Below are 23,828 nucleotides of genomic sequence, written 5' to 3'. Positions count from 1 at the left end.
TTGAAAATATTTGTACCGGAATTGTATTTAGCCTATTTTTATGTTCTACAGCAATAACCATTGTTGACCACCCATGAAAAAGGAAACGGTTCTAACGCTTTTTTGCATACTGCTGACTGCTGCTTTGTATGCCCAGCAGGGCCGGGCCTCTCTTTTTAAAGACCCGGTCTACCTCCCCGACGAGTTCTATGCAAGATTTAACAATGATTTGCCCATTTACAACGGACGCCTGTACCAGGGATACCTGCCCACCATAACCGGCACACCGTTCCTGGGTGAAGATCAATGGACGGAGGGTACATTGTATTTTGACAGTACCTGGTACAAGAACGTCCGGCTAAAGTATGATGCGGTTGCCGGCGAGCTATTGATCGAAAACGCCAATAAAATGCCCGTTATCCTTCCTGGCAACCTGTTGGATGCGTTTACCATTGACAAGGGAAAATTTATAAAACTGGGGCCCGCTGACAGCAAAGCGCTGCCTGCCGGTTTTTATGAGATCCTTGATGAAGGGCGGCTTACCCCGTTGGTATTGCGAAAGAAATTCATCAAGGAAACCGTTGGTCAATCGAAGGTAGAGCGGGAATTTGCCTGGAGCAACCGGTTCTATCTGTATAAGGAGGGGGCGTTTTACCCCGTATCTTCAAAAAAACATTTATATGCACTTTTGAAAGAGAAAAAAGCAGCCATTCATAAAGCGCTGAAAAGAAAACAGATCAGGTTCAGAAAAGAGCCTGAGGCCGCCATCCGGCTGGCCGCTCAACTTTATAACCAGGACTAATGTTAAAAAGGATTTTCATATTCTTCCTTTTCCCCAACCTGTGCTCCGTTTCCACTATGGCACAAACGGCAATACCGCCGGTGGATGCCACACGGGACAGTATCCCTCTGAAGGCCTGTTTTTTGCAACTGGAGCAACAGTCCGGATATTTTTTTTACTACGACAGGAAGCAGATCGATTCTTTAATGATCCCGGCTCCATCCGGAAACGGCCCTTTAGCTGCGCAGCTGCAAAATGCCCTGAACGGGACCGCTTTGACCTATGCCATTGACGATGGGGGGAAAAAAGTATATATCACCGGCAATTTAAAGATTCAGCTCGCGCTGCCTGCGGGTATATACTACCGTTCCGGCGGGGCAGCTCCAATGCCAAAGACGGTGCCATCAACCGATTATGGATTGAACGATAAAGACCGGCGGCATATTAAGGCGGAGGAAAAAGTCTATGAGATCGGGAACCGGAATGGCCCGCGTCATCCTCAGGTGCTGCTGACCGGGAACATAAAAAGCGCACGTACGGGAGAGCCCTTCCCCAATGCTTCTGTGGCGGTTGACAATGCCTATTTTTCAAATTCTGATGCCTATGGGAATTACGCGCTCAGCATCCCGCCCGGGAAACACGTGCTCAATATTATGGGGCTGGGCATCCGGGAAACCAACCTGAACCTGGTGGTGCATACCGACGGGCGCATGGATGTTGCCGTGCAGGAACAGGTGCCTACGTTAAAAGAAGTGATCGTTTCCTCCACGCAAACAAGGAATATACGGAATGTGCAGATGGGGGTATCACGCCTGAGCATCCAGGAGATCAAACGCATTCCGACGGTTTTTGGCGAGGCTGACATCCTGCGGGCGGTAACCACCTTACCGGGTGTAAAAACAGTTGGAGAAGCCAGCACCGGTTTTAACGTAAGGGGGGGCTCGACGGATCAGAATCTTATTCTTTTCAATGATGCCACCATTTATAATCCTGCGCATTTTTTTGGCATGTTTGCCGCCTTTAACCCGGATATTGTAAAAGATGTTGAACTCTACAAAAGCTCTGTGCCGGCAAAATACGGAGGCCGCCTGGCATCTGTACTGGATGTGAACAGCCGGGAGGGAAATAAGAAACAGCTCACCGGATCAGCAGGGATCGGGCTGATCACCAGCCGCCTTCAGCTGGAAGGGCCCATTGTAAAAGACAAAACCTCCTTTATTTTTGGCGGACGTACCACCTATGCCAACTGGCTGATCAATCTTTTGCCGGAGGAATATGACCAAAGCCGGGCTTCCTTCCAGGATCTTAACCTTGGCGTCAGCCACCGGTTCGATTCCAGCAGCAGTATTTACATGAACGCTTATTATAGCAATGACCGGTTTAATCTGAATAGTGATACCACCTATCGCTATACCAACCGGAACCTGTCGCTGAAATGGAAAAAGAATTTTACACGTCGCTTACAGGCGGAATTTATCGGCGGCTATGATTATTACCGTTATAATATCGGCGCTGATTCCAATGTCATCAACGGGTTTAAACTGTTCTTTGATATACGGCAGCTTTACGGCAAGCTGAACTTTGTTTATTTCATGAACCAAAAGCATTCGTTTGATTTTGGGGTCAGTTCCCTTTCTTACCTGCTGCAGCCGGGCACTTTTGAACCCGCCAGCGACCAGTCGCTGGTAAGGGCCGATACAGTAAGTGCAGAGCGGGCACTCGAAAACGCCGCATATATAACGCATCGCTTCAACGCCACGGGTAAGCTTTCTTTCAGTACCGGTCTCCGCTATTCGTTTTATTCCTATTTGGGCCCGCAGGATGTAAGCCATTACCGGGAAGGGCAGCCCCTTACCGATGATACCCGCACCGGTATCACACATTACAACAAAGGAAAGGTGATCAATAATTACCAGGGACCGGAGATCCGTTTCTCTATGCGTTATGCCTTTACTCCCACCTTCTCCGTAAAGGCAGGATACAATTCATTAAGACAATATATTCATTTGCTGTCGAACACCACGATCATCTCGCCGACCGATATCTGGAAACTAAGCGATCCCAATATCAGGCCTCAGACCGGCGACCAGGTTTCCCTTGGCTTTTATAAGAACCTGAAGTCAAATACCATCGAAACATCGGTTGAGGTCTATTATAAGAACATTAAAAACTACCTGGATTACAAGCCCGGTGCAACCCTGCTGCTCAATCATCATATCGAAACGGATGTGATCAGTACTAAAGGTAAGGCCTACGGTCTTGAGTTCCTGATCAAAAAGCCGGTGGGCAAGCTGAATGGCTGGATCGGCTATACATATTCCCGCATCCTGCTGCGGTCTACCGATCAAAGCCTTGGTTCGATGGTCAACAACGGAGCCGATTATCCTGCCAATTATGACAAACCCCATGACATAACCATTGTCGGCAATTTCAGGATCAACCACCGGTTCAGCCTGTCGCTTAACTCCACGTACAGCACTGGAAGGCCGATCACCTACCCGATAGGCCGCTTCTACTACCAGGGTTCAGAAAGAATGCTGTATTCCGAGCGGAACCAATACCGAATCCCCGATTATTACCGGACGGACTTTTCGATGAATATTGACGGGAACCATAAAGTGCACCAGAAGACCCATAATTCCTGGACGATCGGTGTGTACAACCTTTTGGGAAGACGAAATCCGTATTCGGTATATTTTATCTCTGAAAAAGGTGCTGTGAACGGATACAAACTATCCATTTTCGGAAGCGCCATACCATTTATCAATTATAATATCCGATTTTAAAATGAAACAGGGATACTATTTTCAGATACTGGTCATCATCGTTCTCTGCATGGCATGCAAGGACCGGTACTACCCGGAGATCGACGCCCCGGGAACCGGCTACCTGGTTGTGGAAGGGACCCTGAACGCCGGTAGCGTTGCAACAAACCTGGTCCTGTCAAGGACCACGCCGGTTAACGGCATCAGGGAAGCGAGCCCCGAGCTTCATGCAAGCGTTTCCGTTGAAGGCAGCGACAACTCTGTAAAGCAATTGCCCATGAGCACACCGGGCAATTATGAAAATACCCTCGGGTTGTCTTCAAACAATCGTTACCGTATACGGATCAGAACCGCCAATGGAAAGGAATATCTCTCCGATTTTGTATCCGTAAAAATGACCCCGGAAATCGATAGCATCGGCTGGAAGCAGAGCGAAAAAGGTATTCAATTATATGTGAATACGCATGATGCAACCAACAGTACGATCTATTACCGGTGGGATTTTGATGAAACCTGGGAGATCAACAGCTTTTTCAGATCCACGCTGATCTACGATCCTGAATCTCCCGACGCAGATCCGGCCGGGGTCAGGGTCCGGAGATTTCCGGAGGAAGACATTTACTATTGCTGGAAATATGGCCGGTCCAATAGCATCTATATCGCCAACTCCGCAAAACTCACCTCGGATGTCATTTTTCAGCAGCCGCTGAACCTGATACCGGCCGGCGACGAACGTCTTTCTGTAAAATACAGCATCCTGCTGCGCCAATATGCCATGGACAAAGCCGCCTATGAATTCTATGACCTCATGAAAAAGAATACGGAGTCTATCGGCGATATTTTTGGCCCCTTACCTTCCGAGTTAAGGGGCAATATCCATTGTACCAGTGATCCAAAGGAGCCTGTTATCGGGTATATTTCGGCAACGGCGCCCGCACAGAAACGGATATTTATAAACCGCCCCGCCGGATGGGCCTTCGGACAATACTGCGAATTGCAATTTGTACTCCAAAACAAGGACAGCACCCGTGTGGCGTTCGGCCCAGGCAACATTATCCCCGTAGACTATACGATACGGGAACCCCGCACAGAGGGATATGCGGCTGGTTTTTCAAGCTGTACAGATTGCAGAACAAGAGGCGGAAAGGTTCAAAAACCATCTTACTGGCCCTGATAATTTTGAGCAAATATGTTTATGATCCTTCATTCTTTTCTTCGTTGTTGCCGGCTGTTGATGGTCCTCATCGGTCTGTACACACACATGGCGGCTATGGCGCAGCTGCAGGATTCCATAAAAGAACCGGTACACGAAACCATTTTTGTTCACAGCGACAAGGAGGCCTACCTGGCCGGCGAGCTCCTCTGGTTTAAAACGTATCTTCTGAATGCAGGCACGCATGTTTTGGCGCACTACAATAGTATCCTTTATATCGAACTCATAAATGATAAAGGACGATCGGTGATCCAATCCAAGATACAGGCCAACCGGGGCACGGGAAAGGGCAGTTTTTACCTTCCCGTTCATCTTGCCACGGGCGCTTATACCCTTGTTGCCTATACCAGCCGGATGAAGCAAGGCAACGAAAACGCCCTCTTTAGAAAAAGGATCCTTGTTACCAATACGGTTGCGGCAGCCGTCCGTCCGGCCCGTACTGTGCAGCCGGCGGCCATTATCCGGTTCTTTCCCGAAGGGGGGACCCTGGTTGAAGGGATCCCCTCGAAATTAGGCGTGCAGGTACTGGACCCCAAAACCACAAAAGGACTGCCAGCCACCGGATACGTTATCGAAAACGGCACGGATACCGTTGCCCGTTTTGAGCTCCTGAAATTTGGGCTGGGCCAGTTTACCTATACACCGCTGCCCGGCAGGAAATATACCGCGGCAGTAATGATACCGGGGAAAGATCTTCTAAAAGCAACGCTGCCCGTGCCCCGGACCAGCGGTGCTGTTTTAAACATAAGCGATAACGGAAACGGCACCTATCTGGTCAAAATAACGATCCACAACACAGATCCGCAACGGATGACGCTGGTGGCGCACAACGAACAAAAGAACCGGTTTGCCACCACCGTGGATCTGCAAACCCGTAATGCGATCGAGATCCGGGTAAGTAAAGCCAGGCTCGGAACCGGTGTGATCTGCTTTACACTGTTCGATCAAGACCGCCGGCCTGTAAATGAACGCCTGGTCTTCATTCCCGCCAAACAGCCTTCAACAGTGGTAGCCATTAGTACCGGTAAACAGGAACTGGCGATAAGGGACCATGCTGCCATAAAGCTGGTACCCGCGTTGGATGGAGACAGTCTTGAAACCATACAGGGCTCCCTTTCGGTTTACGCAATGGATCGGCATACAGAAGCATCGGATATCCGCACGTATCTCCAGCTCACTGCCAGCCTTTCAGGAACTATTGAATCCCCGGAATTTTATCTTACGCCCGGGGCAACTCACGGAGACTACATAGAGAACCTGATGCTTGTAAACGGATGGCGGCATTTTGATACCGGTAAACCATTGTTTGACCCCTCATTAAAATACCTGCCCGAGTATGATGGGCATATTGTTGCCGCAAGGGTTTTGAATAACTGGAACCAACAACCTGCCCCGGGAGTTTCCTGCCTGCTAACGGCTCCATCCATTCCCTTTGGCCTTTACAACGGCACCAGCGACTCTTCGGGCATTGTCCGCTTCAATGTTAAAAAATACTATGGCCCGGGGGATATATTTATCAAGCCAACCCCTTCCGCTAACTCCACCGATAGCTATACTACTGCAATTATTTCGCCGTTCATCGACAGTGCAAACCGTTCCTTTACCCAGCCGCTCTATTTTCCTGATCCTGCGGACAGCGCGTACCTGTTAAAACGCAGCATTGCCATGCAAACGGTCAATATCTATTATAAAGACCGGATCAATAGCTATACAACGCCAGCAGCAAAGGATACCCTGCCTTTTTATGGTAAGCCCGAGATCAGTTACCTCCTGGACAACTACAAACGGTTTTCAACCATGGAGGAGGTATTGCGCGAATATGTACGGCCGATAAATGTGGTGATGCGCGACCGGAAGCTCCATATGACGATCTATGATGAAAAATACCAGAATGTATACCGGTATGCGGTGCTGGTATTGCTGGATGGTGTGCCCCTGGCCGATTATAACAGCATCTTTAATTATAACCCGTACAAGGTAAAAAGGCTGGATGTGGTGCCCCGCAGGTATCTCATCGGCTCTTCCCTGTATTCCGGCATTGTAAGTTTCCAGACCTATACATCTGCATTTGACGGGTTTGAGCTCGACCCCTCTGCTGTTGCCATCGATTACGAAGGGTTGCAGCTGCAGCGGATCTTCTACGCACCGGTTTATGCAGATGGGAATAAAGGCGATCTGCGGATCCCCGACAACCGTACCACCTTGCTTTGGAAGCCGGATATCGAACTCAACAGCCGGCAGCCGTTGAGCCTGGACTGCTTTACATCCGACTTCAGGGGCGATTATAAAATTGTATTACAGGGTATTTCCAGCAAAGGGACCCCTGTTTTTTCAGAGGCTACGTTTACGGTAAAGTAGTCCGGGGAAAACTAAAATAGTGCATATCCCATGCAAAACGAAGAAAGGGCTTTCTTTCGGATCAGAAGGCTTCCGCACCTAAGCGGGATCTCCTTTTTCATTTCAAATTCTTCATTGGATATTTTAAGTTTAAAAGAGCCCTTTCTTTCTCCTGCCGCCCAGCCCAATCGCACCCAGCAGCGACCGTACGATGGTGTTGCCCGCCGTACGCGCGATGCTTTTAACGATCGGGTTGTCGAAGAAGCCTTTTTCCGCAGCTCCGCGCTTTGTTGTTTTTTCTTCTGCCTGTTGCGCCGTTCTTTCGGCAGCGTCGTTCAGTTTTTGCGCCAGTATTTCGTAGGCGCTTTCGCTGTCGATCACCTCGTTATAATGCGCCGCGATCTTCGATTGGGCGGTAATGCTGTTGATCTCCGCATCCGTTAAAACATCCATCCGGCTTTGCGGTGCCCGCAGCATACAGTGTACCAGCGGGGTAGGGATCCCTTTTTCATTCAGCATGGTCACCAGGGCCTCTCCGATACCCACTTGCGTCAGCAATTCATCTGTCTTATAAAAATCGCTCAGCGGGTAGTTCTCTGCTGTTTGCCGGATCACCTTACGATCGGCCGCTGTAAAGGCCCTCAGGGCGTGCTGCACTTTTAATCCCAGCTGCGCCAGTATGGGAGCCGGCACATCCATCGGGTTCTGTGTACAGAAAAATACGCCCACTCCTTTGGATCGGATCAGCTTTACGATGGTCTCCAATTGGTCCAGCAACGCTGTGCTGGCCTCATTAAAGATCAGGTGCGCCTCATCAATAAACAGCACCAGCTTGGGTTTCTCCAGGTCTCCCGCCTCCGGAAGGCTTGCGTACAATTCTGCCAGCAGTTGCAGCATAAAGGTAGAAAACAGCTTGGGGCGGTCCTGCAGGTCGGTAACGCGTACGATCGAAACCATGCCGCGCCCGTCGCTGTTGATGCGCATCAGGTCTTCCACATCAAAACTGCGCTCGCCAAAAAAGAGATCGGCACCCTGCTGCTGCAATTCGATCACCTTCCGCAGAATGGTTCCGGTAGAGGAGGTGGATATCTTTCCATAGTTTTTTTCAAGCTCCGCTTTTCCTTCATCACTCACGTATTGCAGTACCTTGATAAAATCCTTCAGATCTACCAGGGGTAATTTATTATCATCACAATATTTAAAAATAAGGGCCACAAATCCTCCCTGTGTATCATTCAGGTTCAGGATCTTTGAGAACAGCACCGGGCCAAATTCGCTTACGGTAGCTCTCAGGCGGGTCCCTTTTTCTTCGCTCAATGTCAGGAACTCGATGGGATAGGCCTCCGGCTTAAATTCGATCCCAAGCTTCTGGCAACGCTCCGCAATTTTATCATTGGTTGCGCCTGCAGCACCAATCCCGCTCAGGTCTCCTTTTATGTCCATCAACAACACCGGGATGCTTGCATCGCTCAGTCCTTCCGACAATACCTGCAGGGTCTTGGTCTTTCCCGTACCTGTGGCGCCCGCGATCAAACCGTGGCGGTTCAGCGTTTTAAAAGGCAGGTTTACATCTGCATCCGGTACTACTTCCCCGTTGAGGAGCGCCCGGCCTATCTTATAACTTTCTCCTTTAAAAGTGTAGCCATCCTTTACGGCCTGTAAAAATTGTGCTGTATCTGCCATAATTTAATATTTGGTGTTGCAATATTCCCAAAGTTTATTGAAAAAAATAAAAACCCTGGCAACCATAAACTGTTCCTGTTGCCCGCACAAGGTAGTTACCGGATACAAAATACGTAGAAATACGGTAAAAAAAACAGGGAATCTGCGCTGGTGGCAATCCAGCCATCCGGATAATTTTGGGTGATTCAATCTTAAAAACTAAAACCCCCGTATTATGAAATCAACATTACTGTTCGCCATCGTTGCCCTGTGCATCATTGCCGCATGCAAGAAGAAAAAAGAAGATGCGCCGCCGGCACCCACCGTTGTAGGTTATTGGGAAGGAATGTATGGTTATGGAAGTGCCGTACCGGACAAGACATTTAACTTCCTGTTCCGTTCAAACGGAACGGTAAGGGTTTATGCGGACGATGCGGACACTGCTGCTGCCGGAAAAGCAGAGGGCACTTATATTGTAGCGGGTAACACGGTTAAAACCACCTATACCTATCCACCGGCCACTTCTTATTCTACACAGGCGGTCGTTGACGCCGGTTTCACCACGATGGACGGAACCTGGGGAGATGGCGCCGATGTAAGTGGCGAAGGAACCTTTCGTATTTTCAAAAAATAGGCCGCCGGAGATCGATTCCTGTATCATTAAAGGAAAAACATCCCGGCTGTGCCGGATAAATGATCGTTATCCCGGTACGCGCACTGAAATCACCGGTCTTGCTCCATCAGGGGGGCTGTCTTCTATGTTTGCTGAAACATATGCCGGGCAGCCTCCTTTGTTTATTTTTCCGGTCATCGCCGTTCCTGCGCGTTTCTGCATTGCAGCAGGGCAGCTGCTTTTTAACAAAAAATTCGTTTCCATTTGTTAGTGTATTAAAAAGCATTAACTTTATTTGCCATCTAATAACTCAAACACAGCAACATGGAAACAAAAAAACCGAGGATATTATTGTGCGAAGATGATCCTAACCTTGGCAATGTATTGAAAAATTACCTGGAACTGAATGATTACGACGTTACCCTGGAGCGGGATGGCCGTTTAGGTCTGGCTGCGTTTCAGCGTGAAAAATTTGACCTCTGCCTGCTGGATGTGATGATGCCGCATATGGACGGCTTTACCCTGGCAGAAGAAGTGCGCAATGTGGACCCGGACATTCCCCTGTTCTTCCTGAGCGCCAAGACCATGAAGGAAGACATCATCCAGGGATATAAGCTGGGAGCCGATGATTACATCACCAAACCTTTTGACAGTGAGGTATTGCTTTTAAAGATCCGTGCCATCCTTAAAAGAAATGAGGAGCTGAATAAAGAAACAGAGAACAAGGAATACCAGCTGGCCAGCTATCATTTTAATCCCAAATTGCGCCAGCTCATTCACAACGACAATACACAAACGCTTTCTCCAAAAGAGAACGAATTACTGAAAATGCTGGCAGAGCATTTGAATGACCTCCTGCCCCGTGAACAGGCGCTCAAAAAGATCTGGGGCAGCGATACCTATTTCAACGGGAGAAGTATGGATGTGTACATTGCCAAATTGCGCAAGTACCTGAAGGACGATGAAAAAATTGAGATCGTGAACATTCATGGGAATGGATTCCGGCTGGTAGTGCAGGATTAAATTTTTTCCGGATATCAATAAGAAACCCGCGCCGGGATACCGGCGCGGGTTTCTTATTTGCCGGGTTCCGTATACCCGCTGTAGCACGGGTTATGAAACCTCTTTGATTTCTTAACTTTTCAATGTTTTTTAAAGGTCCAGCTCCAGGTTCGGAGTGCGGTTTCCCGGTTTTTTGCCTAAATGCTCATAGGCTTTATGTGTTACCTCGCGTCCGCGGGGCGTGCGCTGCAAAAACCCTTCCTGTATCAAAAAAGGCTCATACACCTCTTCGATGGTTCCCGGCTCTTCTCCCACGGCTGTGGCGATGGTGGTGATACCCACCGGTCCGCCTTTAAATTTTTCGATGATGGCCAGCAGGATCCGGTTGTCCATTTCATCCAACCCGTATTCATCCACATTCAGCGCCTTCAGGGCATGCCTGGTAATACCCGTATCAATGATCCCATCGTTCAGCACCTGGGCAAAGTCCCGCACCCTTCTTAAAAGGCCGTTGGCGATCCTGGGGGTGGCCCGGCTTCTGCCGGCGATTTCTGCCGCCGCATCTTTCGCAATGGTCACCCCCAGTATCTCGGCCGAGCGTAAAATGATCTTTTGGAGCGTATCTGTATTATAATATTCCAGGCGGGACTTTATGGCAAACCGCGACAGCAGCGGGGCCGTCAGCAGCCCGCTCCGCGTGGTAGCGCCCACCAGCGTAAACGGGTTCAGGGAAAGCTGGATGCTCCGGGCATTGGGTCCGCTGTCCAGCAGGATATCCAGCCGGTAATCTTCCATCGCCGCATATAAGTATTCTTCCACCACCGTGCTCAACCGGTGAATTTCGTCGATGAACAATACATCATTGGGTTCCAGTGAGGTCAGCAATCCGGCCAGATCGCCCGGCTTTTCGATCACCGGCCCGCTGGTCTCTTTTATGTTCACACCCAGTTCATTAGCTACGATCCTGGACAGGGTGGTCTTCCCCAGTCCCGGGGGGCCATGAAAAAGGATATGGTCCAGCGCTTCTCCTCTCATTTTTGCAGCCCTGATAAAAATGACCAGGTTCTCCACCAGCTGCGGCTGGCCGGCAAAATCCCTGATCTGGCCCGGGCGGATGGTGTTCTCAAAATCGCTCTCCACAGCGTTCATGCCCTGCTTTTCTTTGTTTAAATTGGGGTTGCTCATTGTTGCCCAAAGATATTATAAATAAAAATGAGGCGGCGCCCGGTAGCTAAATTTGGCCCGGTCTGTTTCGTTTTTTGTATTTTGCCCGTCTATAGTAAAAAAAGCAGTATGCGATCCCTTTTTTATTTGTCTTTTGTGCTTTTATTGTTGGTGCAATGTAAAAAGAGTAGTGAGAGGGGCCCCTCCGGGGCTATGGGCGCTGCCGATAATTACTGTGCAAACTGCGCCTCGGTACGTTTTTATATTACGCTCACCAATAAAAATACAGGAGGCAATTACCTGTTGGAGAATAAGGTCGCCGTTACAGATATCGAGGTCCGGAACGCTTTGAACCAGCTGATCAGCAGTTCCAATATCTCGGTAGCATTCCCGGACGATCTGAAGGGTGCTATTATTTTTCCAATGCCGGACCGGTCCCGTTTTTTTCTAAAGGTTAAGCCCAATATTCTGCTTGAAGTTTCCTATTCCTCAAAGCTGGGCAATACCGGAAAGTATGAGATCAGTGATGTAAAAGTAAAGGACCATGGTGCTTCCTCTCAAAAAGTCAGCGACGGATATCTCTTGAGTATAACGATTTAACCTGCCGTATACCGGTTGTATCCGTAATGGATCCATTCCATTATCCTGAACGGCTATCATCCTGACAGCTACCGGGGGGCACTATACGGGAAGTACCGGCCTGAATTATAATTCAATTTTGTATTATTTCCGGGAGATATTGATGACATTTACGACTGTTGACCGCAGCTCACCGTTGCGGCGGTAAATGATCTTCACTTTACCGTAGGTGGATTGAAGGGCCTGTTTCAGGTCATCCAGCTGTAACCCAAACTTGTTGTTGACGGCGAGGATCTCGTCTCCGTCCTTCAGCCCGGCCTTCTCCGCCGGGGAGCCGGCCGGTATCTTTCCGGTAATGGCCATGCCGTTGATCAGGTACAGCTCAATGCCCGAGTAGGCATAATCGAAGGGCGCAGTAAAGAAACGATTGGGTGTCAGGTGGATCTGTTGCTTCCCATAGTTAATGATGACATTGAACCTTCTGAAAATTTCATTCCCGATCAGTCCTCCCAGCGAAGGATAGGAGGTTACATTGTAGTCATCATCAAAGATATTGATCGGCACATTCCGGAACTTGTAGGGGCCAATGCGCAATGATTTCATCACGGTAAGACGCATATCCACCCGGCCGCCCAGGCCTTCCCCTTGCTTTAAATAGGTTTTCCGCTTTGATTTTAAAAAGGCGCTGTCGTTCATAAAATCATCTGAAAATAAAACAGTAAGCCCGGCGCCCAGGTCAAATAAATAATTGAACTCTCTTTTTCTGTTATCGGCGATCGTTGACTTTGAGTACGGCAACATCCGTATATACGGCCGCATCATATAGCCGCCCCTGGGGTATTTTATGGAACCCCTTGAAAAAAAGCCGATCTCCTGCTTTTCATAGTTGATCTTCAGGATATACCGTTTCAGAACAGAATAGCCGACGATCCCGTCAATTTTTTGTCCGTACAGCGCGGTCAGCACATCGTAATCGACGACATGAAAATTCAGGCTGTCTATTTCATAGCCCGCCAGGTGCAGGCTCCGGTTCTTTAAAAAGCTTACTTTTCTTACGCCTCCGATACCTCGGATGATCCGTTCGGGCGCACCGGGCTTCAGCTGCAGGTTTTTTACGGTGGTGGAGTCCAGTGAGATGCCGCCGCTTCCGGTATCCAGGATAAAGTTGAGCGAGTCTTTAAAATCATCGAGCAGCGCCTTAAACACGATCACCCCGCCGGTGAATTGTACAAAAGGAATGGTGAACAGGTGCTTACTGGGCGGGTCAATAAACTCCTCCTGCGCCCCTGCCTGGAAGAAGCAGCACACACAAATGAGCATACCTGCAACGCGCAACCGTACCATTCATAAAGATTAACGAGGTTCTTAAAGTTACTAAAAAATCAATCACGAAGCTGCCAGGCAGGACTGCTCTTTCTGAGCGCTTGAATGGCGTCGGTGGTGTGCCGGATGGTGTAGGTGATTTCTTCGTCATTGGTGAACCGTCCCAGGCTGAAACGGATGGCCGCCTTTGCCAGGGGATCCGGAAGCTGCATGGCTTTTAAAACATAGGACGGATCCAGCGAACCCGAGGTACAGGCCGACCCGGAAGAAAGCGCAATGTCTTTGTTCAGTGCGGATAGGATTTCATTACTGTTCAGGTAGGCAAAAGAGGCATTGCATACATGCGGCAACCGCTCCGCAGCCAGCCCGTTGATCAACACTTCCGGGAGTTGTAACAGTTCCGCTTCCAGCTTGTTCCGGAGTGTACGGAGACGAATTGATTCCTGCTGCATTTCCTCCCGGCAGATCGCAGCGGCCTTGCCAAAACCGACGATCCCCGGCACATTGAGCGTACCGCTCCGGATGTTCTGCTGTTGCCCGCCCCCGGTGATCTGGGCGGTCAGCCTTACCCGCGGGTGCTTCCGGCTGATGTACAGGGCGCCCATTCCCTTGGGTCCGTATAACTTATGGCTGCTGAATGCCATGAGACCCAACCCTGCATCCTTTACATTTATGGGAACCTTACCGGCCGCCTGGGTGGCATCCGAAAAGAACAGAACGCCATGTTCCCGGGCAAGGGCCCCGATCTCTTTTATGGGCATGATGACACCGGTTTCGTTATTGGCCCACATAACAGCGATGAGGATGGTGGCCGGTTTGATCGCGGCTTTGAGTGCCGGCAGGCTGATCCGGCCGTCTGGTGTGGCATCCAGGTAGGTGATCTCCATACCACTTTTTTCCAGCGCATCGCAGGTATCCAATACGGCTTTGTGCTCCGTTTTTACGGTAATGATGTGGTTACCCGTTCCGGCATACAATGCACTGATGCCTCTTAATGCCAGATTGCAGCTTTCCGTAGCCCCGGATGTAAAAACAATCTCGCCGGGCGCTGCGCCGATCAGCGCGGCCAGTTGTTCCTGTGCTTCCTCCACCGCAGCCTGGGCCTTCCATCCAAAGGAATGGTTCCGGCTGGAGGCGTTCCCGTAATGTTGGGTAAAATAGGGCAGCATCTCCGCTACTACCCGGGCATCGCAGGCTGTGGTAGCGCAGTTATCAAGATATATGGGAAGCCGGAGCATGGATCAAATAAAAAAGCGCTGCCGGGTTTCAACAGCGCCTTCACTAAATTAAGAAAAAATTATTTAGCAGGAACTTCCTCCGGCGCGATCTTGTTTTTTGCAGCAAACGCTTCCCGTTCTTTAATGAACGCATCATCGGCCAGCGTTTCTTCTTCCTGCAGTTTAATGATCAGCTCATTTACCCGGTTGTCTGCAAGGGCGGAATCTTTTACCTCTTTATAGATCTTTGCTATTTCTGCATACGGCCCGCTTACGGACCGTTTATAAAACTCGGCAAGCCGTACGGCCGCATCGCGGTAGCTGGTATTTCCGTTATAATCCGGCAGCTGTTTGAGGCCTGTTGTTGCGGAGTCTATCTGCGACGCAAATTTTCCCAGGTCGGTGGTACCCTGTTCTTCACTGCCGGTAACTTTCTGAACGGCAAACAATGTTTGCTGCATACGGGTGATGCTGGAAGTTATATACTGATCATAGTCTTCTGCCTTGGCAAATCCTTTTTTATCTGTTCCGCCACAGGCGGTAAGGCCGGCAATAAGACCGGTAAAAAGCGTTGCCATCATTAAAAAATGTTTCATCTGCATTATTTTGTGTTTTTTTTGATCTCCCGGAACGGGAGGCCCGATATAACATAGAAAAAATGTTATAAAGGACGTTCCATGTGTATGCACGTACCGGCTATATTCCTTCCTCGCTATTATTGATCCCAAGGGAACTGACAGCAAGGCTTGCCGCTATCTGGGAGGCGTCTTTTTTGTTGAAGGCTTTTCCCTGTGCTATTATTTCTCCATCAACAACTGCACCAATTGTAAATAACCGGCGGCCATTTTCCAGTTTTTCTTCGATGGTTACAAATTCCAGTGATTTTCCCAGCTTGTTGGCCCAGCCGTATAGCTTGTTTTTATGATTGATCTCCCTGGACTCCAGCTCGTCCATAAACATATGCGGGGCTATAATATAGTTGTACACCCATTTGCTGGCTTTTTTATAACCCAGGTCCAGGTAAATAGCGCCCACGAGGGCTTCCAGCGTATTCCCAAAAATATGGCTGCCTCTGAGCGTATGATCCTGTTTGTTGAAATGGGCGATCTTTTTCAGATCCATTTTCAGGGCTACTTCATTCAGCTGCTGCCGGTTTACCATTTTGCTGCGCATCTCGGTTAAAAAACCTTCTCCCTGGTAAGGATATCTTTTAAAAAGATAGTCCGCTACCAATGCACTCAGGACCGCATCGCCCAGGTACTCGAGCCGTTCGTTGTTCTCATCTACGTTTTCTCTCAGGGAGCGGTGAGTCAGCGCGGTTTTGTATAAAGAGATATTATCGGGTGCAAATCCCAATATATTTCGTAACTGCTTTTTTAAAGCGGCATCGTTTTTCTCTCTAAAAATCTCTTTTATAAAATTCACAGATGACTATGAATACTTTTTTACGATTACACAGGCGTTATGGCCGCCAAATCCAAAGGTATTGCTCAATGCGATATTTACCGGGCGTTCCTGCGCTTTGTTGAAGGTGAAGTTCAATCGCGGGTCCAGCTCAGGATCGTCCGTAAAATGGTTAATGGTAGGGGGCACCATATTGTGCACCACGCTTTTGATACAGGCAATGGCCTCTATGACCCCGGCAGCGCCCAGGCAGTGGCCTGTCATGCTCTTTGTGGAGCTGATGTTGAGCTCATACGCATGGTCGCCAAATACTTCAATGATGGCTTTTGTTTCTGCAATATCACCCAGGGGGGTAGAGGTTCCGTGTGTATTGATATAATCCACGTCAGCGGGCTGAATGCCGGCATCTTTCAACGCTTCTGTCATTACATTCTTGGCCCCCAGTCCGTCCGGATGCGGGGCTGTAATATGGTGGGCATCTGCGGTAGCGCCACCGCCGATCACTTCACAATAAATTTTAGCGCCGCGTTTTTTTGCGTGTTCCAGCTCCTCAAAGATCAATACGCCAGCGCCTTCTCCCATCACAAAGCCATCCCGGTCCTTATCATAAGGGCGGCTGGCCGTGGCGGGGTCATCATTGCGCTCGCTCATGGCCTTCATGGCATTGAACCCGCCTACTCCGGCTTCGCTGATCACGGCTTCGCTTCCTCCGGTTACAATGATATCGGCCTTGCCCAGGCGAATGAGGTTTATGGCATCGATCATTGCGTTGGTGCTGCTGGCGCAGGCGCTTACCACCGCATAGTTGGGCCCCCGGAAATTATGCCGCATGCTGATCTGCCCGGCGGCGATGTCCAGGATCATTTTCGGGATAAAGAACGGGTTAAAACGGGGAGTTCCGTCGCCTTTTGCAAAATCCACTACTTCATTCTGGAAGGTGATTAGCCCTCCGATACCGCTTCCCAGCACCACACCAATGCGGTCCGGGTTGATATTTTCCCTGGTAAGGCCGGCATCGCTTACAGCCTGGTCGCTGGCTACTAAAGCAAACTGGGTGAACCGGTCTACCTTCCGTGCTTCTTTTTTATCAAGAAACTGCGTGGGGTCAAAATTTTTTACTTCGCAGGCAAATCGTGTTCTGAATTTACTGGCATCAAATAAGGTGATGGGCGCTGCGCCCGGAACTCCATGAATCAACCCGCTCCAATATTCGTCTACTGTATTGCCCAACGGTGTTAATGCACCCATTCCGGTTACAACGATCCTTTTAAACTCCATAAATTGGTTGTCCTTATTTTTTATGATAAAACCGCCTTTGTATATGGAAGACCACAGTCAAAGGCGGTGTATTTGTTGTTTTACTTTACCAAAGCCAAGTTGGCGTGCCAATAAACTACTTGGCGTGCTCTTCCAAATAAGATACAGCCTGACCAACAGTAGTAATTGTTTCGGCTTGCTCATCCGGAATCGAAATATTGAATTCTTTTTCAAATTCCATGATCAGTTCTACGGTATCCAATGAATCGGCACCGAGATCATTTGTAAAAGAAGCTTCATTAGTTACTTCTGCTTCGTCAACGCCCAGTTTGTCAACGATGATTTTTTTAACTCTTGATGCAATGTCTGACATATCTTATTAATTTAGTTATTGGTGCAAAAATAGAGTTTTTGACCAAAATTGCGTCGGAAAGAAAAAAAAAACTAAAAATGCTCCAGAACACCTAAAAATCCTTAATTTACGATACAAATTCCAGCTTTTAGCCACCTATGATTTTTATCAAATCTTAAACCGTTTTATGGCTTTAAAAATTATAGATCATGGTTCAAAAGAATACCAGCAAATGGTAGACCTCCGCAATGAAATTTTGCGAAAACCATTAGGGCTGCTGCTGACTGAAGAAGATCTGAATGCCGATAAGAACAATATCCTGATCGGGGCTTTTGAAGATGAAAAAATGCTGGGTTGCTGTATGCTGGTAAAACAACAGGGGCAGGTGGTGCTGCTGCGGCAGATGGCGGTTATTTTTGACCTGCAGGGAAAGGGGATCGGCCGGGCATTGATGCAGTTTGCCGAAAACATTGCCCGGGATATGGGTTACCGCGAAATATCGATGCATGCCCGGAAAAACGCCGCCGGTTTCTATGAAAAAATGGGCTACCAGGAATCCAGCAATGAATTCACCAATCTTACCATCCCCCATATTGTGATGAAAAAATACATTTGACGGGAATTTGTACAATTTCTTTGCGTTCCCGCCCGGGCCGGATGCTTCTTACCGCACCGGGTTATTTTGTCCGCGTTTTATCAATCAGCAGATTCCGGAAGGTTGATGTGGCATCGCTGTCTGCAAAAGCCGATTTTGGCACCAGTAAGAACGATCGTTCGTCAAAATACAGATGAAAGAAATGAGGACTTTCGCGGTAAGAGTGCAGGGCTGTATAAGGCCAGCTTCTTTTTCCCTTGGTGTGTTCCAGGGTAAAATCCACATCGCTGAAATACATGGTAAACTGGTGCTTGAAGGTTTCCGCCTTGCGGTAAACCACTCCGGGCAGGATGAACCAGAGGCTGATCATTAGCAGCAGCCAGAGGAAGGAATTGATCAGAAAGGCTACCGGGGTGATCTTATGCAGTGCGTACAATACCAGGGAAAGGAGGGCAAATACATTTACCAGGATGATCATGATCCTGATCTCTTTCTTTGAAATAAAGTGGTAGCGCAATGCCTGGATCACCTGCTTTTTATCGTAACCAAAATGTATTGTCATGATCTGTTTTTTGGGGGTCTTGCCGGGGCTAAAGATAAGTGTTAAACAGAAAAACCGGCACGCAGGTTCACCAATCGTTTTAAAATAAAAGGCGAACCCATGTACAGGTTCGCCCTTTATCCTATTGAGATCTGATAAAATTAGCGGTTCATCATCGATTTTGCCTCAATGCTTAAGGTAGCATGGGGCACCGCACGCAGGCGGGCTTTGTCGATCAGGTGACCGGTTACCCGGCAGATGCCGTAGGTCTTGTTCTCTACGCGCATCAATGCTTTTTCCAGGTGATCGATGAACGTGATCTGGCGGCTGGCCAGCTGGCTTAATTGCTCCCGCTCCATGCTCACGCTGCCGTCTTCCATGGTCATGTAGCGGCCTTCATCCATATCGCCGCCCTCATCCCTGCGGGTAATGAGTCCCTGCAGGTATGCGAGTTCTTTTTTTGCAGCATCCAGCTTCCTCAAAATGATCTCTTTGAATTCAGTCAGGTCGCTATCGGAATACCGCACTACGGAGCTTGCTTTTACAATTGCCGGGGTATCCAGCACGCTCTTTGTAAAATCCGGCTGATATTTTACCGCACTTTTTGTAGACAATTTGGGAACCACTACTTTTTTGGGAGCTTTTGCTGCTTTTTTATCTTCTTTTGTTTCTTTCTTTGCCACGCTTTTTTCTATTACTGGTACCAATTCTTTAGCTGCGGGCTTTTTTGCTGCAGCTTTCTTATTATTTGCCGGGTTCGCCTTGCTGACCGGTTTGGGAGCCGCTTTTACCGTTTTTTTTGCAGCAACCTTTGCGGTCGACTTTCCGTTGGTAGTGCTAACCGGCTTTGCTGGTGTTTTTGCCGTTTTACTTGCTGCCGGGCGGGCGGTTGCGCTGCCACGCGCAGCAGTGGTTTTCGGTGTTGCCTTGCGGGGCGCCGGTTTTGCAGCGGCCTTTGCCGGAGTCTTAGGTTTGCTGGCTTTTCCACTTGCCGGGCTTGCAGACTTCTTTGCCGGGGCCTTTACCGCTTTTGCACCAACTGCCTTTGCAGGCGCTTTTGCAGAAACGGCTTTGCTGCCGGTAGTGCGGGCGGTTTTTGCTGCGGTTTTCTTCTTTGTAGCCATTGTTGTTACCCTTTTTTTGTTACAATCGTATATAACTTATGTTCGTTCACTTCAATTTCGGTTCCGCCTGCTGAAATTGGACTAAATTCCAGCTCATCTGCCAAAATTTCTGCGCAAATATAGTCTTTATACGCGGTTAACGAATTTTTTAATGTAGGATTTGTGTCAATTTGTACTGCGATCCGGTCCGTTACATCAAAATCGCTGTCCTTCCGGATTTTCTGGATCCTGTTTACAAATTCACGGGCATCTCCTTCCTGTTTCAGGTCCTCGGTTATGGTAATATCCAGTGCTACGGTCAGTGCCCCTTTGTTGGCCACCGTCCAGCCCGGAATGTCTTCACTGCTGATATCTACTTCATTCAACTGAATGGGTACTTTTTCCCCGTCAATATCCAGTTCCACCAGGCCCTTCCGCTCCAGGTTGCTGATGTCTTCCTGGGTAAAAGCGGCCAGGGCCCCGGAAACCGCTTTCATTTTAGCACCCAGCTTTTTACCGAGCGCTACAAAGTTCGGCTTGATCTTCTTTTTTATAAACCCTTCGGTATCAACCAGGTATTCAATATTCTTGATATTCACTTCCGATTTGATCAGCCCTGCTACTTTTTCCAGCTGCGCTTTCATTTCCGGGTTCAAAACAGGGATCAATACTTTATGTAACGGCTGACGCACTTTAATGTTCACTTTCTTACGCAGGGAGAGGATCAGCGAAGATACATCCTGCGCCAGCTGCATCCGTTCCTCCAGCTTTTGATCGATCAGCGTCTCTGCGGCCTTTGGAAATAAGGCATGGTGCACGGATTGGAGGTCATCGCGGTGCGCTACTTCGTTCAGGTTGCGGAAAACGGCATCGCTGAAGAAGGGGGCCACGGGCGCCATCAGTCGTACCACGGTTTCCAGGCACTCAAACAGGGTCTGGTAGGCAGCTATTTTGTCCGCTTCATATTCCCCTTTCCAAAAACGGCGGCGGCAAAGCCTTACATACCAGTTACTTAAATGTTCGTCTACAAAATCTTCGATCAGCCGGCCGGCCTGGGTAGGCTCATAATCGTCCATAGCCGCTGTTACCTCTTTTACCAGTGTATTCAGGGAAGAAATGATCCAGCGGTCAATTTCCGGACGCTCCGCCACCGGGATGGGGGCTTCGCTGTACGTAAAACCATCCACATTGGCATACAGGGCAAAGAACTGGTAGGTATTATACAGGGTACCAAAGAATTTACGCTGCACTTCTTTGATCCCGTCGATGTCAAATTTCAGGTTGTCCCAGGGGGAGGCATTGGTGATCAAATACCAGCGGGTAGCATCGGCACCAAAGGTTTCGATGGTGCTGAAAGGATCCACCACATTGCCCAGGCGCTTGCTCATTTTGTTCCCGTTCTTATCCAGTACCAGCCCGTTGCTCACCACAGTCTTAAAGGCTACGCTGTCAAATAACAGGGACGCAATGGCATGCAGGGTATAGAACCATCCGCGGGTCTGGTCCACGCCTTCGCAGATAAAATCTGCGGGGAAATTGGTATCAAAAGGCTGGTTGAACGGATGCGGATCGCCCGCTTTTAGCTTTTCATAATTCAGGCCCCATTGGGCATAGGGCATGGCGCCGCTGTCGAACCAAACATCGATCAGGTCCGGCTCCCGGTGCATGGGTTTGCCGGAATCACTCACCAGCACCACTTCATCCACATAAGGCTTGTGCAGATCCAGGATACCATCATGCAGGTAGTTTTTATTTACCTCACCACCCAGCACTTCATTGGCCTTCCGGATCTCGTTGTTCAGCTCTTCCACCGAGCCGATGCATTTCATTTCCGCGCCATCTTCTGTTGCCCAGATAGGCAGGGGGGTTCCCCAGAAACGGCTGCGACTCAGGTTCCAGTCTACCATATTCTCCAGCCAGTTGCCAAAACGTCCTTCGCCGGTAGACCTTGGCTTCCAGTGGATGGTCTTGTTCAATGCTACCATCCGGTCGCGCAGCGCCGTGGTCTTTATGAACCAGGCATCCAGCGGATAGTACAGGATGGGCTTGTCCGTACGCCAGCAGTGCGGGTAGTTGTGCTCGTATTTTTCTACTTTGAAGGCGCGGTTCTCTTTTTTCAGCTTTACGCTGATGTCTACATTCACATCCACGTAATCCTTTTCATCCTTGTAGTCTTTTACATAGCGCCCGCTGAATTCGCCCGTACCCTCAATAAATTTTCCTTCACGGTCTACCAGGGTCAGGATGCCGATATTGTGCTTCTTTCCGACTTTATAGTCATCCGCACCAAAGGCAGGGGCGGTGTGCACGATACCCGTTCCGTCCTCGGTGGTCACAAAATCGCCTACCATTACTTTAAACGGAGTGGCACCCGGTGTGATCTCCTGTATTTTTTCCAGGGAATTGGATTCAAAAGGCAATAATTGCTCGTATTCTAAGCCTTCCAGCTGGCTTCCCTTAAACTCCGCGAGGATCTTCCAGGGTAACAGCTTGGTTTCGGCGGTATAATTTTCAAAGTCACCGTTCTCTCCCTCTGCCTTAAAATACTTCGATATCAGTGCTTTTGCAATGATCACATTTACAGGCAGATGAGTATATGGATTAAACGTCTTTACAAGCACATAGCCGATATTGCCCCCTACGGTCAGCCCCAGGTTGGAAGGCAGGGTCCAGGGGGTGGTGGTCCAGGCCATGAAGAAGACTTCGGCAAGCTCAGTCCCGGCAGGCTCAACTTCGGCAAGCTCAGTCTTGGCCGCCCTTGCAAGGGCTTCAAATAGGAATTCACTTTTTTCATTACGCACAGCTTTGAACAACACTGTGCCGCTGGTATCCTTTACATCCTTATAGGTACCCGGCTGGTTCAGCTCGTGGGAGCTTAAACCTGTGCCCGCAGCCGGTGAATAGGGTTGTATGCTGACGCTTTTGTACAGCAATCCTTTATTATAAAGCTGTTTCAGCAGGTACCAGAGGGTTTCAATGTATTCATTCTTAAACGTGATATAGGGATCCTTCAGGTCTACCCAATATCCCATTTTGCGGGTAAGGTCGTCCCATTTATCCTTAAAGCGCAATACGGCTTCCCGGCATTTTTGGTTGTATTCTTCTACAGAGATCTTTTTGCCGATGTCTTCCTTGGTGATGCCCAGTTCTTTTTCCACGCCCAGCTCTACCGGCAGGCCATGGGTATCCCAGCCGCCTTTGCGTTTTACCTGGAAACCCTGCATAGTCTTATACCGGCAAACCAGGTCTTTGAGCGTACGGGAAATGACGTGGTGAATACCGGGCATGCCGTTGGCACTGGGCGGACCTTCGTAAAAAACGAAGGATGGTGCGCCCTCGCGCAGGGATACGCTTTTTTCAAAAGCCTGCTGCTCATTCCATTTCGCTAATATCTCCTGCTCGATCGCAGGCAGGTTCAGCCCCGGATATTCTCTGTATTTTACGCTCATAGTAAGTAAAAAATGAGTGCAAAGGTACGAAATCTGCCGCGTTTATACCTGTGGTAAGTTTATGGGCCGGGGCGACTATTTGAAATCACCTGGCCGCTCCGCAAACGGCCAAAACCGGGTTATCGGCCCCGGCGGTGGGCGCAATTGCTTTGGGTTCAATTGCCGCAGATGCACAGATTGGTTATCCGGCGGGTTCAGGTCAGCGGGCTGATGCATTTTGTATAAGATACGACCCCTTCGGGGTCGCAGAACCGTCCCTTACAATGTTCAATAATCATCCGACCCTTTCAGGGTCGAACCGGTTTATTCGTGCCGATAAGTTCAATGGGGTTGTTCGGGTTTTTACCACAGATGCCCGCCTGGTTACTCAGCGGGCATAGAGCAGTGGGCCGACGCATTCCTGCATTAGATACGACCCCTTCGGGGTCGCACACCCTCTCCCTACAATGCTCAATAATTATCCGACCCTTTCCGGGTCGAACCGGTTTATAT

The 23,828-nt window shown here is 49.1% G+C and carries 19 protein-coding genes; 8 read left to right on the top strand and 11 right to left on the bottom strand.

The window, feature by feature from the left end; genetic code table 11:
- Positions 1-73 precede the first annotated feature (73 nt).
- Genes B160_RS0123995 through B160_RS0123980 form a run of 4 tightly spaced genes read left to right on the top strand, consistent with a single transcriptional unit; the run spans position 74 to position 7,096 of the window.
- Entirely contained in the window at positions 74-781 is a 708-nt protein-coding gene (locus B160_RS0123995) for a hypothetical protein (RefSeq protein WP_018630501.1), read from the top strand.
- Positions 781-3,546, top strand: a complete 2,766-nt coding sequence (locus B160_RS0123990) for a TonB-dependent receptor (RefSeq protein ID WP_018630500.1) — start codon at positions 781-783, stop codon at positions 3,544-3,546. Before B160_RS0123995 ends, B160_RS0123990 begins: the two co-directional genes overlap by 1 nt.
- A 1-nt stretch (position 3,547) precedes the next feature.
- Positions 3,548-4,699 (top strand): DUF4249 domain-containing protein, encoded by a 1,152-nt coding sequence (locus B160_RS0123985; protein ID WP_018630499.1) that lies wholly within the window; start codon positions 3,548-3,550, stop codon positions 4,697-4,699.
- Between the two features lie 15 nt (positions 4,700-4,714).
- Positions 4,715-7,096, top strand: a complete 2,382-nt coding sequence (locus B160_RS0123980; RefSeq protein WP_018630498.1) for a hypothetical protein — start codon at positions 4,715-4,717, stop codon at positions 7,094-7,096.
- 129 nt (positions 7,097-7,225) lie between these two features.
- Here B160_RS0123980 and B160_RS0123975 read toward each other — a convergent pair whose 3' ends face one another.
- Positions 7,226-8,758, bottom strand: coding sequence for a helicase HerA-like domain-containing protein (locus B160_RS0123975; protein ID WP_018630497.1), 1,533 nt, complete (start codon positions 8,756-8,758; stop codon positions 7,226-7,228).
- A gap of 214 nt (positions 8,759-8,972) precedes the next feature.
- On the opposite strand from B160_RS0123975, the gene B160_RS0123965 reads away from it, so the two are divergent.
- Positions 8,973-9,371 carry a hypothetical protein gene (locus B160_RS0123965; RefSeq protein ID WP_018630495.1) on the top strand — a complete coding sequence of 133 codons (399 nt, stop codon included), beginning with the start codon at positions 8,973-8,975 and terminating at the stop codon, positions 9,369-9,371.
- A gap of 303 nt (positions 9,372-9,674) precedes the next feature.
- Positions 9,675-10,373: a response regulator transcription factor gene (locus B160_RS0123955; RefSeq protein ID WP_018630493.1), complete on the top strand. Its 699-nt coding sequence runs from the start codon at positions 9,675-9,677 to the stop codon at positions 10,371-10,373.
- 129 nt (positions 10,374-10,502) lie between these two features.
- Here B160_RS0123955 and ruvB read toward each other — a convergent pair whose 3' ends face one another.
- Positions 10,503-11,537 carry a Holliday junction branch migration DNA helicase RuvB gene (gene ruvB / locus B160_RS0123950; RefSeq protein ID WP_018630492.1) on the bottom strand — a complete coding sequence of 345 codons (1,035 nt, stop codon included), beginning with the start codon at positions 11,535-11,537 and terminating at the stop codon, positions 10,503-10,505.
- Positions 11,538-11,645: 108 nt separating this feature from the next.
- Between ruvB and B160_RS0123945 the strand changes: the two genes are divergently transcribed.
- A complete protein-coding gene (locus B160_RS0123945) occupies positions 11,646-12,116 on the top strand; it encodes a hypothetical protein (RefSeq protein ID WP_157558207.1) in 471 nt (156 codons plus the stop codon).
- Between the two features lie 123 nt (positions 12,117-12,239).
- On the opposite strand, the gene B160_RS0123940 is transcribed toward B160_RS0123945, so the two are convergent.
- The 6 genes from B160_RS0123940 to B160_RS0123915 form a co-directional block, all read right to left on the bottom strand.
- Positions 12,240-13,439 carry an aspartyl protease family protein gene (locus tag B160_RS0123940; protein ID WP_018630490.1) on the bottom strand — a complete coding sequence of 400 codons (1,200 nt, stop codon included), beginning with the start codon at positions 13,437-13,439 and terminating at the stop codon, positions 12,240-12,242.
- 38 nt (positions 13,440-13,477) lie between these two features.
- Entirely contained in the window at positions 13,478-14,656 is a 1,179-nt protein-coding gene (locus B160_RS0123935; RefSeq protein ID WP_018630489.1) for a cysteine desulfurase family protein, read from the bottom strand.
- Between the two features lie 59 nt (positions 14,657-14,715).
- Entirely contained in the window at positions 14,716-15,231 is a 516-nt protein-coding gene (locus tag B160_RS0123930) for an LIC11966 family surface protein (protein ID WP_157558206.1), read from the bottom strand.
- A gap of 100 nt (positions 15,232-15,331) precedes the next feature.
- On the bottom strand, positions 15,332-16,060 hold the full coding sequence (rnc, locus tag B160_RS0123925; protein ID WP_018630487.1) for a ribonuclease III: 729 nt from the start codon (positions 16,058-16,060) through the stop codon (positions 15,332-15,334).
- Positions 16,061-16,066: 6 nt separating this feature from the next.
- Positions 16,067-17,317, bottom strand: coding sequence for a beta-ketoacyl-ACP synthase II (gene fabF / locus B160_RS0123920; RefSeq protein ID WP_018630486.1), 1,251 nt, complete (start codon positions 17,315-17,317; stop codon positions 16,067-16,069).
- 115 nt (positions 17,318-17,432) lie between these two features.
- Positions 17,433-17,669: an acyl carrier protein gene (locus B160_RS0123915; protein ID WP_008587437.1), complete on the bottom strand. Its 237-nt coding sequence runs from the start codon at positions 17,667-17,669 to the stop codon at positions 17,433-17,435.
- Positions 17,670-17,835: 166 nt separating this feature from the next.
- Here B160_RS0123915 and B160_RS0123910 point away from each other — a divergent pair, with 166 nt between their 5' ends.
- On the top strand, positions 17,836-18,264 hold the full coding sequence (locus tag B160_RS0123910; protein WP_018630485.1) for a GNAT family N-acetyltransferase: 429 nt from the start codon (positions 17,836-17,838) through the stop codon (positions 18,262-18,264).
- Positions 18,265-18,325: 61 nt separating this feature from the next.
- Here the strand turns inward: B160_RS0123910 and B160_RS0123905 are convergent, their stop codons facing one another.
- The 3 genes from B160_RS0123905 to ileS form a co-directional block, all read right to left on the bottom strand.
- On the bottom strand, positions 18,326-18,805 hold the full coding sequence (locus tag B160_RS0123905; RefSeq protein ID WP_018630484.1) for a YcxB family protein: 480 nt from the start codon (positions 18,803-18,805) through the stop codon (positions 18,326-18,328).
- 140 nt (positions 18,806-18,945) lie between these two features.
- Positions 18,946-19,908, bottom strand: coding sequence for a TraR/DksA family transcriptional regulator (locus B160_RS32160; protein ID WP_018630483.1), 963 nt, complete (start codon positions 19,906-19,908; stop codon positions 18,946-18,948).
- Between the two features lie 5 nt (positions 19,909-19,913).
- On the bottom strand, positions 19,914-23,336 hold the full coding sequence (gene ileS, locus B160_RS0123895; RefSeq protein ID WP_018630482.1) for an isoleucine--tRNA ligase: 3,423 nt from the start codon (positions 23,334-23,336) through the stop codon (positions 19,914-19,916).
- Positions 23,337-23,828: the final 492 nt, after the last annotated feature.

The organism is Niabella aurantiaca DSM 17617, assembly GCF_000374125.1.
Lineage (GTDB): Bacteria > Bacteroidota > Bacteroidia > Chitinophagales > Chitinophagaceae > Niabella > Niabella aurantiaca.
Note: the sequence above shows the minus strand (reverse complement) of the source record. Positions and strands in the feature narration are given on the sequence as shown.

Excerpts from the sequence above, each read along its gene's own strand:
- B160_RS0123995 (WP_018630501.1), top strand. The coding sequence starts at position 74 with ATGAAAAAGGAAACGGTTCTAACGCTTTTTTGCATACTGCTGACTGCT.
- B160_RS0123990 (WP_018630500.1), top strand. The coding sequence starts at position 781 with ATGTTAAAAAGGATTTTCATATTCTTCCTTTTCCCCAACCTGTGCTCC.
- B160_RS0123985 (WP_018630499.1), top strand. The coding sequence starts at position 3,548 with ATGAAACAGGGATACTATTTTCAGATACTGGTCATCATCGTTCTCTGC.
- B160_RS0123980 (WP_018630498.1), top strand. The coding sequence starts at position 4,715 with ATGTTTATGATCCTTCATTCTTTTCTTCGTTGTTGCCGGCTGTTGATG.
- B160_RS0123975 (WP_018630497.1), bottom strand. The coding sequence starts at position 8,758 with ATGGCAGATACAGCACAATTTTTACAGGCCGTAAAGGATGGCTACACT.
- B160_RS0123965 (WP_018630495.1), top strand. The coding sequence starts at position 8,973 with ATGAAATCAACATTACTGTTCGCCATCGTTGCCCTGTGCATCATTGCC.
- B160_RS0123955 (WP_018630493.1), top strand. The coding sequence starts at position 9,675 with ATGGAAACAAAAAAACCGAGGATATTATTGTGCGAAGATGATCCTAAC.
- ruvB (WP_018630492.1), bottom strand. The coding sequence starts at position 11,537 with ATGAGCAACCCCAATTTAAACAAAGAAAAGCAGGGCATGAACGCTGTG.
- B160_RS0123945 (WP_157558207.1), top strand. The coding sequence starts at position 11,646 with ATGCGATCCCTTTTTTATTTGTCTTTTGTGCTTTTATTGTTGGTGCAA.
- B160_RS0123940 (WP_018630490.1), bottom strand. The coding sequence starts at position 13,439 with ATGGTACGGTTGCGCGTTGCAGGTATGCTCATTTGTGTGTGCTGCTTC.
- B160_RS0123935 (WP_018630489.1), bottom strand. The coding sequence starts at position 14,656 with ATGCTCCGGCTTCCCATATATCTTGATAACTGCGCTACCACAGCCTGC.
- B160_RS0123930 (WP_157558206.1), bottom strand. The coding sequence starts at position 15,231 with ATGAAACATTTTTTAATGATGGCAACGCTTTTTACCGGTCTTATTGCC.
- fabF (WP_018630486.1), bottom strand. The coding sequence starts at position 17,317 with ATGGAGTTTAAAAGGATCGTTGTAACCGGAATGGGTGCATTAACACCG.
- B160_RS0123915 (WP_008587437.1), bottom strand. The coding sequence starts at position 17,669 with ATGTCAGACATTGCATCAAGAGTTAAAAAAATCATCGTTGACAAACTG.
- B160_RS0123910 (WP_018630485.1), top strand. The coding sequence starts at position 17,836 with ATGGCTTTAAAAATTATAGATCATGGTTCAAAAGAATACCAGCAAATG.
- B160_RS0123905 (WP_018630484.1), bottom strand. The coding sequence starts at position 18,805 with ATGACAATACATTTTGGTTACGATAAAAAGCAGGTGATCCAGGCATTG.
- B160_RS32160 (WP_018630483.1), bottom strand. The coding sequence starts at position 19,908 with ATGGCTACAAAGAAGAAAACCGCAGCAAAAACCGCCCGCACTACCGGC.
- ileS (WP_018630482.1), bottom strand. The coding sequence starts at position 23,336 with ATGAGCGTAAAATACAGAGAATATCCGGGGCTGAACCTGCCTGCGATC.